This is a genomic window from Gammaproteobacteria bacterium (assembly GCA_017999615.1).
Classification (GTDB): Bacteria; Pseudomonadota; Gammaproteobacteria; order JAABTG01; family JAABTG01; genus JAGNLM01.
Window position 1 is genome coordinate 42467 of the sequence record JAGNLM010000011.1, and the last position, 15578, is coordinate 58044.

At 70.3% G+C, this 15578-nt stretch carries 12 protein-coding genes; 1 reads left to right on the plus strand and 11 read right to left on the minus strand.

Annotated elements, in window-relative coordinates:
* Position 1 precedes the first annotated feature (1 nt).
* Positions 2-4642 carry a glutamate synthase large subunit gene (gene gltB / locus KA217_09600; GenBank protein ID MBP7712700.1) on the minus strand — a complete coding sequence of 1547 codons (4641 nt, stop codon included), beginning with the start codon at positions 4640-4642 and terminating at the stop codon, positions 2-4.
* Positions 4643-4889: 247 nt separating this feature from the next.
* On the opposite strand from gltB, the gene KA217_09605 reads away from it, so the two are divergent.
* Positions 4890-5693, plus strand: coding sequence for a hypothetical protein (locus tag KA217_09605; GenBank protein MBP7712701.1), 804 nt, complete (start codon positions 4890-4892; stop codon positions 5691-5693).
* 15 nt (positions 5694-5708) lie between these two features.
* Here KA217_09605 and KA217_09610 read toward each other — a convergent pair whose 3' ends face one another.
* From KA217_09610 to KA217_09655, 10 genes are all read right to left on the minus strand, one after another.
* Positions 5709-7280: an AAA family ATPase gene (locus tag KA217_09610; protein MBP7712702.1), complete on the minus strand. Its 1572-nt coding sequence runs from the start codon at positions 7278-7280 to the stop codon at positions 5709-5711.
* A 15-nt stretch (positions 7281-7295) separates the two neighbouring features.
* Positions 7296-8465, minus strand: a complete 1170-nt coding sequence (locus KA217_09615) for a deoxyguanosinetriphosphate triphosphohydrolase (GenBank protein MBP7712703.1) — start codon at positions 8463-8465, stop codon at positions 7296-7298.
* Between the two features lie 81 nt (positions 8466-8546).
* Positions 8547-9620 carry a 3-dehydroquinate synthase gene (gene aroB, locus KA217_09620; GenBank protein MBP7712704.1) on the minus strand — a complete coding sequence of 358 codons (1074 nt, stop codon included), beginning with the start codon at positions 9618-9620 and terminating at the stop codon, positions 8547-8549.
* Positions 9617-10135 carry a shikimate kinase AroK gene (gene aroK, locus KA217_09625; GenBank protein ID MBP7712705.1) on the minus strand — a complete coding sequence of 173 codons (519 nt, stop codon included), beginning with the start codon at positions 10133-10135 and terminating at the stop codon, positions 9617-9619. The genes aroB and aroK overlap by 4 nt, the downstream gene beginning before the upstream one ends.
* 178 nt (positions 10136-10313) lie before the next feature.
* Positions 10314-12476: a type IV pilus secretin PilQ gene (locus tag KA217_09630; GenBank protein ID MBP7712706.1), complete on the minus strand. Its 2163-nt coding sequence runs from the start codon at positions 12474-12476 to the stop codon at positions 10314-10316.
* A 21-nt stretch (positions 12477-12497) separates the two neighbouring features.
* The gene (locus tag KA217_09635) at positions 12498-13058 is read right to left on the minus strand and encodes a pilus assembly protein PilP (protein MBP7712707.1); all 561 of its coding nucleotides are present in this window, start codon (positions 13056-13058) and stop codon (positions 12498-12500) included.
* Positions 13059-13079: 21 nt separating this feature from the next.
* Positions 13080-13700, minus strand: coding sequence for a type 4a pilus biogenesis protein PilO (locus KA217_09640; protein ID MBP7712708.1), 621 nt, complete (start codon positions 13698-13700; stop codon positions 13080-13082).
* Positions 13697-14311: a PilN domain-containing protein gene (locus KA217_09645; GenBank protein ID MBP7712709.1), complete on the minus strand. Its 615-nt coding sequence runs from the start codon at positions 14309-14311 to the stop codon at positions 13697-13699. Before KA217_09645 ends, KA217_09640 begins: the two co-directional genes overlap by 4 nt.
* On the minus strand, positions 14311-15372 hold the full coding sequence (locus KA217_09650; GenBank protein MBP7712710.1) for a pilus assembly protein PilM: 1062 nt from the start codon (positions 15370-15372) through the stop codon (positions 14311-14313). Before KA217_09650 ends, KA217_09645 begins: the two co-directional genes overlap by 1 nt.
* 75 nt (positions 15373-15447) lie before the next feature.
* Positions 15448-15578 (minus strand): IS481 family transposase (locus tag KA217_09655; GenBank protein MBP7712711.1); only part of this gene is annotated, 131 nt, incomplete at its 5' end.

The following is a 15578-nucleotide window of genomic DNA, read 5'->3' on the forward strand; positions in this document are numbered from 1 at the left end:
CTCAATGCCCTCCCGCCGCCGCACGCGGCCCGGTGGACTGCGTGCCGGACATCTTCTCGAGCGCTCGCCGGTAGTCGACCGGCATGACCTTGACGAACCTCGGCAGGTAGTGCTCCCAGCGGGCCAGGATCTCCCGGGCCCGGGCGCTGCCGGTCAGCTCCGCGTGCCGGCGCACGAGGGCGTGGACGCGCTGGCCGTCGTCGCGCGTCATGTCGCGCATGACGTCTACCAGCCCGTGGTGCTCGAGGTCCCCGCCCTGGTGGGCGCGGGACTCGAGCGCGGCGTCCTCCGCGGCGACCGGCTGGAGCTCCACCATCGCCAGATTGCAGCGCCGGTCGAAGTCTCCCCGCTCGTCGAGCACGTAGGCGACGCCCCCGCTCATGCCCGCGGCGAAGTTGCGGCCGGTCGTCCCGATCACCACCACGCAGCCCCCCGTCATGTACTCGCAACCGTGGTCGCCGACGCCCTCGACCACCGCGACGGCGCCCGAATTGCGCACCGCGAAACGTTCGCCGGCGACGCCCCGCAGGTAGCACTCGCCCTCGATCGCCCCGTAGAGCACAGTGTTCCCGGCGATGATGTTCTCCTCGGGCGCGAGCCGGGAGCCCTCGGGCGGGTACACCACGATCCGGCCCCCCGAGAGCCCCTTGCCGACGTAGTCGTTCGCTTCGCCCGCGAGCTCGAGCGTCACGCCCCTCGCGAGCCAGGCCCCGAAGCTCTGCCCGGCGGTGCCCCTCAGGCGGATGTGGATGGTGTCGTCGGGCAGGCCGGCGTGGCCGAAGCGCCTCGCGACCTCGCCCGAGAGCATCGCCCCCACGGTGCGGTGGAGGTTGCGCACGGGGGTCTCGATCACCACCGGCTCGCGGCGCTCGAGCGCCGGCATCGCCTGGGGGATGAGCTGCAGGTCGAGGGCGCGATGGAGCCCGTGGTCCTGCGCCTCGCAGCGGTGCCTCGCGACCTCGCCCGGAAGCTCCGGGCGGTGCAGCACCGCGGACAGGTCGACGCCCTTCGCCTTCCAGTGCCGCACGGCGCGGCGCATGTCGAGGCGGTCCGCGCGCCCGATCATCTCGTCGAACGTGCGGAAGCCGAGCTGCGCCATGATCCGGCGCACGGACTCGGCCACGAAGAAGAAGTAGTTGATGACGTGCTCGGGCTTCCCGGTGAAGCGCTTGCGCAGCTCCGGGTCCTGGGTGGCGACGCCCACCGGACAGGTGTTCAAGTGGCACTTGCGCATCATGATGCAGCCGGAGACCACGAGCGGCGCGGTGGCGAATCCGAACTCGTCGGCGCCGAGGAGCGCGCCGATCACCACGTCGCGTCCCGTGCGGACGCCGCCGTCCACCTGCACCGCGATGCGCCCGCGCAGGCGGTTCAGCACGAGCGTCTGGTGGGTCTCCGCGAGGCCGATCTCCCAGGGCGAGCCGGCGTGCTTGATCGAAGTGAGCGGCGAGGCGCCGGTGCCGCCGTCGTGGCCGGAGATGGTCACGTGGTCCGCGTGCGCCTTGGCGACGCCCGCCGCGACGGTGCCGACGCCGATCTCGGAGACGAGCTTGACGCTGATGCGCGCGTGCGGGTTGACGTTCTTGAGATCGAAGATGAGCTGCGCGAGGTCCTCGATCGAATAGATGTCGTGGTGCGGCGGCGGCGAGATGAGACCGACGCCGGGCGTGGAGTGGCGCACCCGCGCGATGACCGCGTCCACCTTGTGCCCGGGCAGCTGGCCGCCCTCGCCAGGCTTTGCGCCCTGGGCCATCTTGATCTGGATGTCGTCGGCGTTGACCAGATACTCCGTGGTGACGCCGAATCGCCCGGAGGCCACCTGCTTGATCGCCGAGCGCAGCGAGTCCCCGTTGGCGAGCGGCCGGAAGCGCGTGGGCTCCTCGCCGCCCTCGCCGGTGTTCGACTTGCCGCCGATGCGGTTCATCGCGACGGCGAGGTTCGTGTGCGCCTCGTAGGAGATCGAACCGAAGGACATCGCCCCGGTGGCGAAGCGCTTCACGATCTCCTTCGCCGGCTCGACCTCCTCGAGCGGGACCGGCTGGTCGGCGGGCTTCAGCTCGAAGAGCCCGCGCAGCGTGAGCAGCCGCTCGTTCTGGTCGTCGATGAGCCGCGCGAACTCCTCGAAGGTCTTCGCGTCGTTCGCGCGCGTCGCGTGCTGGAGCTTCGCGATCGTGTCCGGCGTCCACACGTGGTCTTCGCCCCGCGCGCGAAAGGCGTAATCGCCGCCCACGTCCAGCGCGTTCTCGTAGACGAGGCTCTCGCTGTAGGCGTCGTGGTGCCAGCGCGCCGCCTCCTGGGCGATCTCGCGCAGGCCCGCGCCCTCCACCCGGCTCGCGGTGCCGGTGAAGTACTTCGCGACGAAATCGCTCGCGAGACCCACCGCGTCGAAGATCTGCGCGCCGCAGTAGGACTGGTAGGTCGAGATCCCCATCTTCGACATGACCTTCAGGAGGCCCTTGCCGACGGCCTTGATGTAACGCTTGTGCAGCTCCGCCTCGGAGAGCCTCTCGGGCAGGGTGGCGCGCAGCGCGGAGATCGTGTCGAAGGCGAGGTAGGGGTTCACCGCCTCGGCGCCGTAACCGGCGAGCACCGCGAAGTGGTGCACCTCGCGCGCGGCGCCCGTCTCCACCACCAGGCCGGAGCTGGTGCGCAGCCCCGCGCGCACCAGGTGATGGTGCACCGCCGAGGTGGCGAGGAGCACGGGAATGGGGATGTGATCGGCGTCGACCGCGCGGTCCGAGAGCACGAGGATGTTATGGCCCTCGCGCACCGCCGCCTCTGCGCTCGCGCAGAGCTCCGCGACCGCGGCTTCCATGCCCTCGGCGCCGTCAGCGGCCGGGTAGCAGACGCTGAGGGTCCGGGTGCGGAACGCACCGCCCGTGTGGTCTTCGATGTGGCGGATCCGCGCGAGATCGGTGTTCGTGAGGATCGGGTGATCGACTTCCAGCCGCAGGTGCGTGCCGGCGTCGCGGATGCCCAGCAGATTCGGGCGCGGCCCGATCAGCGAGACGAGCGACATCACCAGTTCCTCGCGGATCGAGTCGATCGGCGGGTTGGTGACCTGCGCGAAAGTCTGGCGGAAATAGTTGAAGAGCGGCTTGGGCCGTCTCGATAGCACGGCGATGGGATTGTCCGCGCCCATGGAGCCCACCGCTTCCTGGCCGGTGAGGGCCATGGGGGTCATCAGGAACTTGATGTCCTCCTGCGTGTAGCCGAAGGCCTGCTGGCGGTCGAGGAGGGTGCGGGCGTTCGGGGCCATCGGCCCGATGTCGGGAGAGAGCTCCCGCAGCCGGATCTGGGTGCGGTCGAGCCACTCCTGGTAGGGGCTCGCCTCGGAGAGGCTCGCCTTCAACTCGGCGTCGTCGATGATGCGGCCCTGCTCCAGGTCGATGAGGAACATCTTTCCCGGCTGCAGGCGCCACTTGCGGACGACGCGCTCCTCGGGGGTGTCGAGCACGCCCATCTCGGAGGCCATCACCACCAGGCCGTCGTCGGTGATGAGGTAGCGCGCGGGGCGCAGCCCGTTGCGGTCGAGCGTCGCGCCGATCTGGCGCCCGTCGGTGAAGGCGACGGCCGCCGGACCGTCCCAGGGCTCCATCAACGCCGCGTGGTACTCGTAGAAGGCCCGGCGCTTCGCGTCCATGAGCGGATTGCCGGCCCAGGCCTCGGGGATCAGCATCATCATGGCGTGGGCGAGGGAGTAGCCGCCCGTCACCAGCAGCTCGAGGGCGTTGTCGAAGCTGGCCGAGTCGGACTGGCCCTCGGCAATGAGCGGCCAGAGCTTCTGCAGGTCCTCACCGAGGAGCTCGGAGCGCATCGAGTGGCGCCGGGCGGCCATCCAGTTCAGGTTGCCGCGCAGCGTATTGATCTCGCCGTTGTGGGCGATCATCCGGAAGGGGTGCGCCAGGTCCCAGGACGGGAAGGTGTTGGTCGAGAAGCGCTGGTGCACCAGGGCGAGCGCCGATACCACGCGCTCGTCGGAGAGATCCGGGTAGTAGGGCGCGACCTGGCCCGCGAGCAGCATGCCCTTGTAGACGATGGTGCGCGAGGACAGCGAGGGCACGTAGAAGCGCCCGCGGTCCGCGCTGTCCGAGGCCCGCACCGCGTTCTCGATCTGCTTGCGCAAGACGAAGAGCCTGCGCTCGAAGGTGTCCCCCGCGGGGGTGGCGGCGGAACGGCCCACGAAGACCTGCCGCACCCAGGGCTCGACGGCCCGCACGCTCTGCGAGAGCCCGCTGCCGTCGGTCGGCACGTCGCGCCATCCCAGCAGGCGCTGCCCCTCCGCCTCCACGTAGCGGGCGACGAGCTCCTCGCAGGCCTTGCGCCCCGCCGCGCTGCGCGGCAGGAACAGCATGCCGACGCCGTAGTCCCCAACCGGGGGGAGATCGAAGCCGAGCCCCGCGCACTCGGCACGCAGGAACGCGTCGGGCACCTGCAGCAGGATGCCGGCGCCGTCCCCGGCGAGGGGGTCGGCTCCCACCGCCCCGCGATGGGTCAGGTTGGCCAGGATCCGCAGGCCCATGCGGACGATTTCGTGGCTCTTGCGGTTGTCGATCTGGGCGCAAAAACCCACGCCGCAGGCGTCGTGCTCGAAGCCCGGGTCGTAGAGACCCCTGGAGGTGGCCCGGAACCCGTTGCTCATAGTGGACCCCATCGGCAGCTCGTGTTGGTCAGCGCACCGGAACCGCCGGGCACCCGGGTCCCTCGGGCCTTCAGCTTGCCCACTGGGGGAGACGGGACGGGCATCCCTGCGCGCAGGGGGTGAAGAGACTAATGAAGAAGCCTCCGCCACGCCAGCCCCGATCGGCGTGCCGGCGGCGCTTCGGTGCAGGATCTGCGGGGGTGTACGCTATAGAGACGGCGACCGACCCTGTGAGCACCGTGCGTTCGTGAGCGCTGACCCCAGTCCCGAGGAGCTCCCCCTGGAGGCCCCCACCGGCGGCGCCCGGGAGGCCCGTGCGGAGTTCTGGGGCCGTGTGGAGGAGCCGCTGCAGCGGGTGCGCAAGTTCCTGTACGACCTGAACGCGCGCCTGACCTACTTTCCCCGCGAGGTGCTCGCCAGCTACCGGATCGAGGGGTTCGCGGAGCTGAAGTCCCTGCGCCAGGGCGAGTACCGGCTCGACTTCCCCCCGGCCGGGCGCAGGCACCCCCTTTCGCTGCACTTCGTCTGCCGGGGCGAGGAGGGAAAGGCCCGCGAGGTGGTCTCTTCGCGGGCGGCCGTCACCCACCACGTCGAGTACCTGCAGCGTCACGGTATCCCCTTCACCGTGAGCGAGAAGTTCTATCGCTCCGGCCCCGCCGGCCCGAACGGCGAGGTCCACCTCGCAATCCACGTGGCGCCGGTGGTTCCGGTCAGCCTGACCTTCGACGTGGATTTCCAGCGAGGCGCGCTGCGCTTGCACGTCTGGAACCTCGAGCGGCTGGGGCGCGCAAGCTATCCCCTCGTGCCGGAGCGGGTGGACGCCGTCCTCCTGGCCGAGGTGGAGAAGGCGATCCTGCGTGAGCCGAACCGGCTGAACGAGCTCACCGGCTTCCAGGTGCCGGAGGAGGTGCGCGGCCAGCTGCAGAGGCGCCTGTACGTCGACGCCCGGCGCAAGGCGATCGAACTGGCCGGAGACCGGGCGCGCCGCCGGGCCAAGGGGGGGCTCGCCCAGCTCTTCCGGCGCGAGGACAAGGGTCCCGAAGAGTCCTAGGAGCCCCGCCGGGGCTCAGTTCTTTCGCGCGACCTGCCGGATGCTCTCCTGCACCGAGGCGAGACTGCGCGGCCAGGGGTTGTTGCGCTTGACCTCCGCGGGGAGGCCCTGGATGGCCCGTTGGGCCGCCTCGCGCGTGGAGTGGCTGCCTGCCACCACCACGAACCAGTCCTTGCCGTCCCGGTTCGTGCGGTACACCGCCAGCCGATCCTTGAGCCGAACGCCCTCCTTGAAGCGCTCCGCGGCGTAGCGGTCATGGGACCCGAACAGCTGTACCGTGAAGTTGTCGGGGGCCTGGGCGAGCAGCCAGGACTCGTCCAGGCGGGGTGCCTCGGCCGGGGCGGACTCCGGCTTGGCCGGGGCGGGGCGGGCGGGCGGCGGTGGGGCCGGCTGGGCCGGTGGGGCCGGCTGGGCCGGTGGGGCCACCTGGGGCGTTGGAGCGGGCCGCGGCCCGGGCTCGCTGGCCGGGCCCGGTGACGGACGGGCGGTCGCGGTGCCCTCCGCCGGCCCCTGGGGGGGGCGCGGCGTCTCCGGCGGCCGCATGGCAGGCCGCTGCTGCAGGGCGCGGGCCGCCTCGGGCGAGACCGGCGGGAACGTGGCGGAGGGTGGGGGCACGAGCGGTGCGCGGGGCTCCCTCACCCGGGTTTGCGGCGGCTCTGTCCCCCGAGTGGAGCCCTCGCGCAGGGGGATGGTGGTGGCGACCGTCGGTCCCGGCTCGCTCCCGGCGATCAGCCAGGCCGCCGCCCCGGCGAGGGCGGACACCACCACCACGCCGGCCGCTGCGGCCACCAGCTTGCGGTTGCGCCCGAGCCACTCGCCGATGGGCCGGAGGATGCCGAGCACCCCGCCGGGGCCGGCCTCCGCGCGATTCGCGAGGAACCGGGCCGCGGCCCGATTCAGCACCCCCGGGAGTCCCCGGGAGCTCTTCCAGAGGACCCGCACGGCCTCGCGGTTGAACGGCCGGCGACCCTTCAGGCCGGCCCAGCCGAGGCGCAGGTCCAGGTACTCACCCACCTGCTCTTCGGTGAGCGCGGGGATGTCGACGACGTGCAGCAGCCCGCCGCCGACGCTGCGGCTCACGCGCTCCAGCAGCGGCGGCTCCCCGAACAGGACGACCGCGAGCCCGAGCCGCTTGCGCTCCCCCGCAAGGCGAAGGAGCGGGTCGATGCTGGCCGTCGGCAGGAGGTGGGCCTCGTCGACCACCAGGACGGGGCGCATGGCGCCCTTGCGCAACCCCGCGAGGTAGGCCTCCAGCGCCGCCACCGGATCCCCCGTGGTGGCGCTGCGCTCGGGCAGCCCGAACCCCGCCAGGACCTCCGACAGCAGGAGTCCGGAGTCCATCTCCGGGCTGGCCTCGAGGAGGCACGCCCGCCAGCGCGGCCCCGCGTCGCTCAGCAGGCGGCCGATGAGCGCCGTCTTCCCGCTGCCCCGGGGTCCCGTGACCACCAGCATCTGGTCGCTGTACTGCACCAGGTGCAGGATGAGGTTGATGCGCTGGTTGAGCTGCGGCGTGAGGAAGAACGGGTCGTCGCCGCTCCCGAACGGGTCTTCGCGCAGCCCGAAGTGCTGGATCCAGTCCGTGGGCATCGATGTGTGCACCCCTCAGGTGAGCTCCGCCGGCTGGTAGATGCGGGCGTGCTCCCGTATTGCGAAGCGGTCGGTCATCCCGGCCACGTAGTCGGCGATACCTCGGGCGGCGCCACTCGACCCCTCGCGCTCCTCCAGTTCCCGGAGGTGCGCCTGGGAATCCGGGGGCAGGATGCGGTGGTCGGCCATGAAGGCCTCGAAGAGCTCGCGCACGATGCGCCTGGCCTTCAGCGCCATCCGGTGCACGCGGTAGTGGCGGTACAGGTGCTCGCTCAGGAAGTGCTTGAGCTCCAGGAGCTGCTCTTGCATGACCGGCCCGAACCGGACCAGCGGCGCGCCGGCGGCGCGTATCGAGTCTACGCCTTCCGGCCCACGCTCGGCGACCGCCGCGGCCGTCGCGTCGACGAGGTCCACCACCTGGCGGTGGATCATGCGGCGGACGACCTCGTGGATGGTCCTGCGCAGGGGCAGCCCGGGCCAGCGGCCCTGCACCTCGTCGTGGGCCCCCCGAAACAGGGCGGTCTCGCGCAGCCGCTCCACGGTGAGGAACCCCGCCCGCAGCCCGTCGTCCACGTCGTGGCTATTGTAGGCGATCTCGTCGGCCCGGTTGGTGACCTGCGCCTCCAGGCCCGGCTGACCGCCCGTGAGGAAGCGCTCACCCACGTCGCCGAGCGCGGCGGCGTGCTCCCGGGCGCAGTGCTTCAGGATCCCTTCCCGGGTCTCGAAGGTGAGGTTGAGCCCCGGGAACTCGGCGTACTTCTCCTCCAGGACGTCGACCACGCGCAGGGACTGGAGGTTGTGCTCGAATCCGCCGTACGGGGCCATGCAAGTGTTCAGGGCGTCCTGGCCGGCGTGCCCGAAGGGGGTGTGCCCCAGGTCGTGGGCGAGCGCGATGCCCTCACAGAGGTCCTCGTTGAGGCGCAGGACCCGGGCGATCGTCCGGCTGATCTGGGCCACCTCCAGGGAGTGGGTGAGCCGCGTCCGGAACATGTCCCCTTCGTGGCTCACGAAGACCTGTGTCTTGTACTCGAGCCGGCGGAAGGCGGCGCAGTGCACGATGCGGTCGCGGTCCCGCTGGAATTCGCCCCGGTAGGAAGGGGCAGGCTCGGGGTATCGGCGCCCGCGGGACCGGTCGTCGCGGCAGGCGTAGGGGGCGAGGAGCTGGGCCCCGGGGGATGTGGGCAGGCGTACGGGTGTCACGCGGATGGGCTCGCAGGCCGGCGGGATCGCGGCTGACGGCTCGTCGTCCCGATTCTGCCCGCGGGGTCAGCCCGCTTCAAGGGTGGCGCGCAGGAGCCCGGGATCGAAGTCGTCGGTGAGCACCGCCTCACCGATGTCCCGCAGCAGCACCAGCCGCAGGCGACCGCCCCGGACCTTCTTGTCCACGGCCATGAGGTCGAGGAAACGGTCGCTCCCGAGGCCGGCGGGAGGGCGGGTCGGCAGACCGGCCCGGTTCACCAGGGCGTACACCCGCTCCCGGTCCCTGGGCGCCAGCCAGCCCCGCCGGGCCGAGAGGTCGGCGGCGAGGCACATCCCGGCCGCGACCGCCTCGCCGTGGAGCCACTCGCCGTAGCCGAGGCCGGTCTCGATGGCGTGCCCGAAGGTGTGCCCGAGGTTGAGGAGCGCGCGGACCCCGGTCTCCCGCTCGTCGCTCGCCACCACCTGGGCCTTGTTCCGGCAGGAGCGCTCGATGGCGGTCGCGAGGGCGTCCGCGTCCCGGCGCAACACGCCCTCCACGTGGTCCTCGAGCCAGAGGAAGAAGTCCAGGTCCCGGATGAGGCCGTACTTGATGACCTCGGCCACCCCGGCCCGCAACTGGCGGTCGTCCAGGGTCGCGAGGGCGTCCGTGTCGGCGACCACGCAGCTCGGCTGGTGGAAGGCCCCGATCATGTTCTTGCCCCGCGGGTGATTGACGCCGGTCTTGCCGCCGACCGACGAATCTACCTGGGCGAGCAGCGTGGTGGGCAGCTGCACGAAGGCCACGCCCCGCTGATAGGTCGCCGCCGCGAACCCGGCCAGGTCGCCCACCACCCCGCCGCCGAGGGCGACCACGGTCGTGTCCCGGGCGTGCCGGTGCTCGAGCAGCGAGTCGAAGACCCGCGTGAGACTCTCGAGGTTCTTGTGCGCCTCGCCGTCGGGGAGCACGACGGTCGTCGTCTCGAGCCCCGCGAAGGCGGCGAGCGCCCGCTCCAGGTAGAGAGGAGCGACGACCTCGTTGGTGACCACCAGCACCTGGCGCCCCGCGAGGTGGGGAAGGACGAGGTCGGCCCGCCCCAGCAGGCCGGGACCGATGTGGATGGGATAGCTGCGCGGGCCGAGCTCGACGCGGAGGGTCTTCATAGGGCAGAGAGCCTGCGGGCCACCTCGCTCACGACGCTGGGGACGCTGCGATGATCGGTCTCGATCACGAGGTCCGCAACCTCGCGGTACAGCGGGTCGCGGTCGAGGACGATCCGTTCCAGGCTCGCCCGCGGGTCCGCGGTCTGCAGCAGCGGCCGGTCCCGGTCCCGGTGCGTCCTGCGGACCAGGACCTCGAGCGGGGCGTGCAGGTAGACGACGGTGCCCCGCTGGCGCAGCGCAGCCCGGTTGGCGGGGTCGAGGACGGCGCCGCCGCCGGTCGCGACGACCAGCCCGTCGCTCGCGGCCAGCTCGGCGATGACCGCGCTCTCACGCCGCCGGAAGCCCGCCTCGCCCTCCAGGTCGAAGATGAGGGAGATGCTCGCGCCGGTCCTGGCCTCGATCTCCCGGTCTGCGTCGACGAAACGCTGACCGAGCACCCGTGCCAGGTGGCGCCCGATGGTGCTCTTCCCGGCCCCCATGGGCCCCACCAGGAAGACGTTGGTTGCTCCCTTCATGGGCGCGATCCTCCCCCAGGCCCGGCGCCGGGACAAGCCATGCAGGGAATCCGATGTTCCTCGGGGAGGGAGGGCGCGGCGGAGGCCCCGGGTGGGGGCCTCCGCCGGCGAGGGTTGGAGCCGGCCCGGCAGTGAGGAACGGATCCGCGCCGTGCGCGTCGCTCGCAGGACGCCGGTGTCAGCGGGCGGAGAGCGACTCCTTCATCACGCGGGGGGTCACGAAGACCAGCAGCTCGGTCTTGTCGTCCCGCTGGCTGTTGTTGCGGAAGAGGTGCCCGACTACCGGGATCTCGCTGAAGAAGGGCACGCGCTCGACCTGGTTGCGCTGGGTGCGCTCGTAGATGCCGCCGAGCACGACGGTCTCGCCGTGGCTGACCAGGACCTGCGTGTCGACGGTCTTGGTGTCCACGGTGGGAACGCCGTTGAACGTCTGGGCGCCCACGGAGTCCTTGTTGACCTTCAGGTCCATGATGATGCGGTCGTCCGGCGTGATCTGCGGCGTGACCCGCAGCGAGAGCACCGCCTTCTTGAACTGGGTCGAGGTGGCGCCGCTGGAGGTGGCCTCCTGGTACGGGATCTCGGTGCCCTGCTCGATCAGCGCCTCCTTGCGGTTCGCCGTGAGCACGCGCGGGTTGGAGAGGACCTCGCCGCGGCCCTCCACCTGCAGCGCCTCGAGCTCGAGTTGCAGCATCCAGCTCCCGATCTTGCCGACCGCGAGACCGAAGGCGGCGCCGTTGGCGAGGGGCGAGAGATTCGCCAGGTCGACGATGTAGTTCTCCCGCCCGCTCGTCTCGTAGGACACCGTGCCGCCGTAGTCGGTGTCTCCCGGCTTCTTGCCGCCCCAGCCGAGGAAGTGGTCACCGTTGAAGTTCGTGCGCTTGCTGTAACCGAACTTCACCCCCAGGTCCCTGGTGAACTTGTCGTCCGCGATGACGATGCGGGACTCGATCAGGACCTGCCGCACGGGGATGTCGAGCTCGGTGAGCACCCGGCGGATGTTGGCCAGGTTCTCGGACGTGTCGCGCACCAGCAGGGTGTTGGTGCGCTCGTCGATGGTCACGTTGCCCCGGGGCGAGAGCAGCGAGTTCTTGTCCGCCTTCAGCAGGGCCGCGATCTCCTGGGCCTTGGCGTAGTTGACGCGGATGAACTCCGTGGTGAGCGGGGACAGCTCCTCGATCTGGCGCTGCGCCTCGAGCTCGAGCTTCTCGCGGGCCGCGATCTCCTCGGTCGGGGCGACCATGATCACGTTGCCCGCCTGGCGCATCGCGAGTCCCTTGGACTTCAGGATGATCTCCAGGGCCTGGTCCCAGGGGACGTTCTTCAGCCGCAGCGTGAGCGCGCCGGTGACGGTGTCGCTCGCCACCAGATTGAGGCCCGTGAAGTCGGCGAGCAGCTGCAGCACCGCCCGCACCTCGATGTTCTGGAAGTTGAGCGAGAGCCGCTCGCCCGTGTAGGCGCCCTTCGGCTTGCGGGCGTTCTCGTCCTCTTCCTTCGTGACCGGCCGGACCTCCGCCGTGAAGAGGTTGTCCGACTGGTAGGTGAGGTACTCGTAAGGCCCCTTGGGCGTGATGGTCATCCGCACCCGGTCCTTGCGACCGGCCGTCTCCACCAGAGTCACGGGCGTAGCGAAGTCCACCACGTCGAGCTTGCGCTGCACCCGATCGGGCGCGGAGGTGTTCAGGAAGTCGATGATGATCTTCCCGCCCTCCTCGCGGCTGTCGACCACTACGGAGGGGTCCGAGAGGGTCACGAGCACGCGCCCCTCGCCCGAGGACCCGCGCCGGAAGTCGACGTTCTCCACCCTCCGCGGCCCTGCGGCCGCGGCCCTTGCGGCGGCGACCTGGCGCCGCGCGGGGGTGACCGCGGGCTCCCCACCCCCTCCCTCCAGGGTCAGGAGGACCTGGTTGCCGTCGACCTTCACGTCGTAGGGGACGAGCTTCACGAGGTTCAGGACCACGCGCGTGCGCCCGCCCGCCTCGACGGCGGTCAGGTTGCGCGCCATGCCGACCCCGATGGGCTGGGATTTCTGGGCGACGTTCAGTCCGACGCCGGGAAAGTCGAGGGCGATGCGCGCGGGGTTGTCGATGGCGAAGCTCGCTGGCTGCGCGGGGGGCTCCGAGAGGGAGAGCTTCACCTGCACCCGGTCGCCCGGAAGCGAGGAGTAGCTCATCGCGTCGAGGGTCGCCGCGCTGGCGGGACCGGCCCACGCCAGGGCGAGCCAGCCCAGGACGCCGGCGAGGAAGGCCCGGCCGTGGGGCCGCCGGCTCGCCGGCGCATTCCCCGCCGAGGCGCGCCGATCAGCCGAGGCGCGCCGATCAGCCGAGGCAATTTTCGTCGTCATCGCGTGAGCCCCCCCAAATACCTATTCGCTGAGGTCGAGGCGGGCGGCGCGCTCCTGCCAGCCGCCCATCCCGTCCGGGACGATCTCGACCAACTCGACCCGGTCATCCGCCACCAGCGTGATCTTCCCGTAGTTCTTGCCCATGTAATTGCCCGGCTGGATCCGGTGCACGGCACCGTCCGGCGCCGTCACCAGGCCCCAGTTCTGGGCGTCTTTCTGGAGTGTCCCCACCATTCGCAGGGTGTCGAGCGGGAACTGCTCGAGCTCTTCCTTCACGTGGTTGGCGGGCGGTGCGATCCCCTTGTTCGACGTGCTGCCGGTCTCCTCGCGGGCCTCCTCCACGAAGGGCCGGAAGGGGTCGGGCCGGTCGTGCATCTGGTAGGCGAAGAGCTCCGGAACCCGGATCTCCGGGAGCGGCTCGATGCGCTGGCTCTTGCGGGACTTGACCTCTTCCGCGTAGGTCTTGAGGTCGTCCATGTCGCCGCTGGAGCAAGCGGAGAGCAGCAGCAGACCGGGCAGCAGGAGGGCGGCGCGCCGCCAGCCGTGGCGTGCAGTCGGGGCACTGGGCGTCTGGGTCGTCATCGGCGTCTCGATACCGCGCGGTCAGTTACCGGGCTTCGGATTGGGTTTTGCCGCCGGGGTCCCGTCCTCCACGTAGCGGTAGGTCTTGGCCGTGGCTTCCATGACCAGCTGGTTGCCGTCCTGCCCTTTCGGCCGGATCGAGATGTCGTGCTGAGTCACGATCCGGGGCAGCGCGGCCACGCCGCTGACGAAGTCGCCGAACTCGTGATAGGTGCCCGTGACCCGCAGCTTGATGGGCTTCTCCGCGTAGAAGTCCTTCGGGACCTCGGGCTGCGGCTCGAACAGTTCGAATTCCAACCCGCTCGCGAGACCGGTCTGGGAGATGTCCACCAGCAGGGCCTCGATCTCGGCCTGGTTGGGGAGCTGGCGCACCATCGCTCCGAAGGACTGTTTCATCTCCTCGAGCTGCTGCTTGAGGGGCTCGAGACTCGCCGCCTTGCGCTGCTTGGCCTCGAAGGCCTGGCGCTTCTGCACTTCCTGCTCCTCGGCGGCGGTCAGCCTCTCGAGCTGACCCTTGGTGTCGAACCAGTACCCCGCCCCGAGCACCACGGCGCAGAGGAGCACGATGGCGCCGGCCTTCGCCGGAACGGGCCAGCTGCCGGCATTGCCCAGGCTCAGGTTGTTCAGGTCCTGGAGCTTCATCGTTTCTGCCCCTGCTGTGGCCCGATCTTCTTCGCCTTCTGGTCCGTCGCTTCCGGCACGTTGGGGTTGGTCTGCCCCACGGACATCTGGAACTGGGAGAGCTTCTGGGCGGCTTTGTCCTTGGGCGCGATGGCCTGGATGCGCTTCAGGTCAGGGACCCCCAGCCAGGGCGAGGCGTCGATGTTGCGCATGAGCGAGGACACGCGGGCGTTCGACTGCGCGAGTCCGTCGAGCGTCACCGTGCGCTCCTTTTGCGCGACGCCCGTCAGGTACGCCCCCTCGGGCAGCGTCTGCACCAGCTCGGTGAACAGGTGAACCACCTCGGGGCGGCTCGTCTGGAGCTGCTCGACGATCCGCATGCGCGCCAGGAGGTTCTCCTTCTCCTTTTCGAGGTCCTTGATCTCCTGGATCTTCTTGTCGAGCAGGGCAATCTCCTGGTCGAGGAAGGCGTTGCGGGCGTTCTGGGACTCGATCCAGCTCTCGACCTGGAAGTGGGCGAGGGCCACCACGCCGGCCATCGCCAGGACCGTCAGCCCGGCCAGGGTTGCGAATTCGCGCTGGCGCTGTTTGCGCAGCTCCGCGCGCCACGGAAGTAGGTTGATGCGCGGCATCAGTCGAAGCTCCGCAGGGCGAGCCCGGCCGCGATCATGAGCGCCGGGGCGTCGTTCGCCAGGGAGGACGAGCGCACCCGGGAGGACGTGCTCATGCGCGCAAAGGGGTTGGCGATGGTGACCGGGACACCGGTGCGCTCGGCGATCACGCGGTCGGCCCCCGCAATGGAGGCGCAGCCGCCGGCGAGCAGGATGTGGTCCACGTGGCCGTACTGGCTGGAGGAGTAGAAGAATTGCAGCGAGCGGCTGACCTGCTGCGACATCGCCTCCTTGAACGGGTCGAGGACCTCCGGGACGTAATTGTCGGGCAGTCCGCCCTGGCGCTTCGCGAGACCGGCCTCCTCGTAGGAGAGGCCGTAGCGGCGCTGGATCTCCTCCGTGAGCTGCCGGCCGCCGAAGACCTGCTCGCGGGCGTAGATGATCTTCAGGTCGTGCAGCACGGAGAGGGTGGTCATCGTCGCGCCGATGTCCACCAGCGCGATGGTGCGGTCGGCGCCGCCGTCGGGCATGTCCTCCGCGAGGAGGGCGAAGGCGTTCTCCATGGCGAACGCCTCCACGTCGACGATCTTCACCGTGAGGCCACCGAGCTCGGCGGCCGCCACCCGCACGTCGACGTTCTCGCTGCGGGACGCGGCGAGGAGGACGTCCACCTTGGTCGGGTCCGTCTCCGAGCGGCCGATGACCTGGAAGTCCAGGTTCACTTCCTCGAGGGGGTAGGGGATGTACTGGTCCGCCTCGAGCTGCAGCTGGCTCTCCATGTCCTCGTCGGGGAGGTCCGCGGGCATGGGGATGACCTTGGTGATCACCGCCGAGCCGGCCACCGCCACGGCCGCGTGCTTCAGGCGGCTGCCGGACCGGCTGACCGCCCGCCGGATGGCCTCCCCCACGGCCGCTTCGTCCGTGATCGCCTTTTCCACCACCGAGTTCGGCGGCAGCGGCTCCACGGCGTAGGCCTCTACGCGGTAACGGTCGCCGCTCTTCCCGATCTCGAGCAGCTTGACGGCCGCCGAACTGATGTCGAGCCCGAGCAGAGGGATGTGTCGATTGCCGAAAAGTCCCACGGCTTTTCCCTTTTGCGCCCCGTGGTTAGGTGGATTTAATGCGCCGCCACCTTAAGTGCCCCGGGCAACTATAGACTATGTGTCAGGTCCCGCATGATTCCTAACCTCTTTCAAGAAGAGCTCAGGATGTGAAGCTTGCCATCGCTTCAACGCTTGGAGAGGCGTTTCATGGTTGAGGGCTTTCTGAGGCAAATGTTGGTTGTACA

What these genes read in the sequence shown, in the direction of transcription:
- KA217_09640 (MBP7712708.1), bottom strand. Translation starts at nt 13,700, where the DNA reads ATGAAGCTCCAGGACCTGAACAACCTGAGCCTGGGCAATGCCGGCAGC.
- aroB (MBP7712704.1), bottom strand. Translation starts at nt 9,620, where the DNA reads ATGAAGACCCTCCGCGTCGAGCTCGGCCCGCGCAGCTATCCCATCCAC.
- KA217_09635 (MBP7712707.1), bottom strand. Translation starts at nt 13,058, where the DNA reads ATGACGACCCAGACGCCCAGTGCCCCGACTGCACGCCACGGCTGGCGG.
- gltB (MBP7712700.1), bottom strand. Translation starts at nt 4,642, where the DNA reads ATGAGCAACGGGTTCCGGGCCACCTCCAGGGGTCTCTACGACCCGGGC.
- aroK (MBP7712705.1), bottom strand. Translation starts at nt 10,135, where the DNA reads ATGAAGGGAGCAACCAACGTCTTCCTGGTGGGGCCCATGGGGGCCGGG.
- KA217_09610 (MBP7712702.1), bottom strand. Translation starts at nt 7,280, where the DNA reads ATGCCCACGGACTGGATCCAGCACTTCGGGCTGCGCGAAGACCCGTTC.
- KA217_09630 (MBP7712706.1), bottom strand. Translation starts at nt 12,476, where the DNA reads ATGACGACGAAAATTGCCTCGGCTGATCGGCGCGCCTCGGCTGATCGG.
- KA217_09645 (MBP7712709.1), bottom strand. Translation starts at nt 14,311, where the DNA reads ATGCCGCGCATCAACCTACTTCCGTGGCGCGCGGAGCTGCGCAAACAG.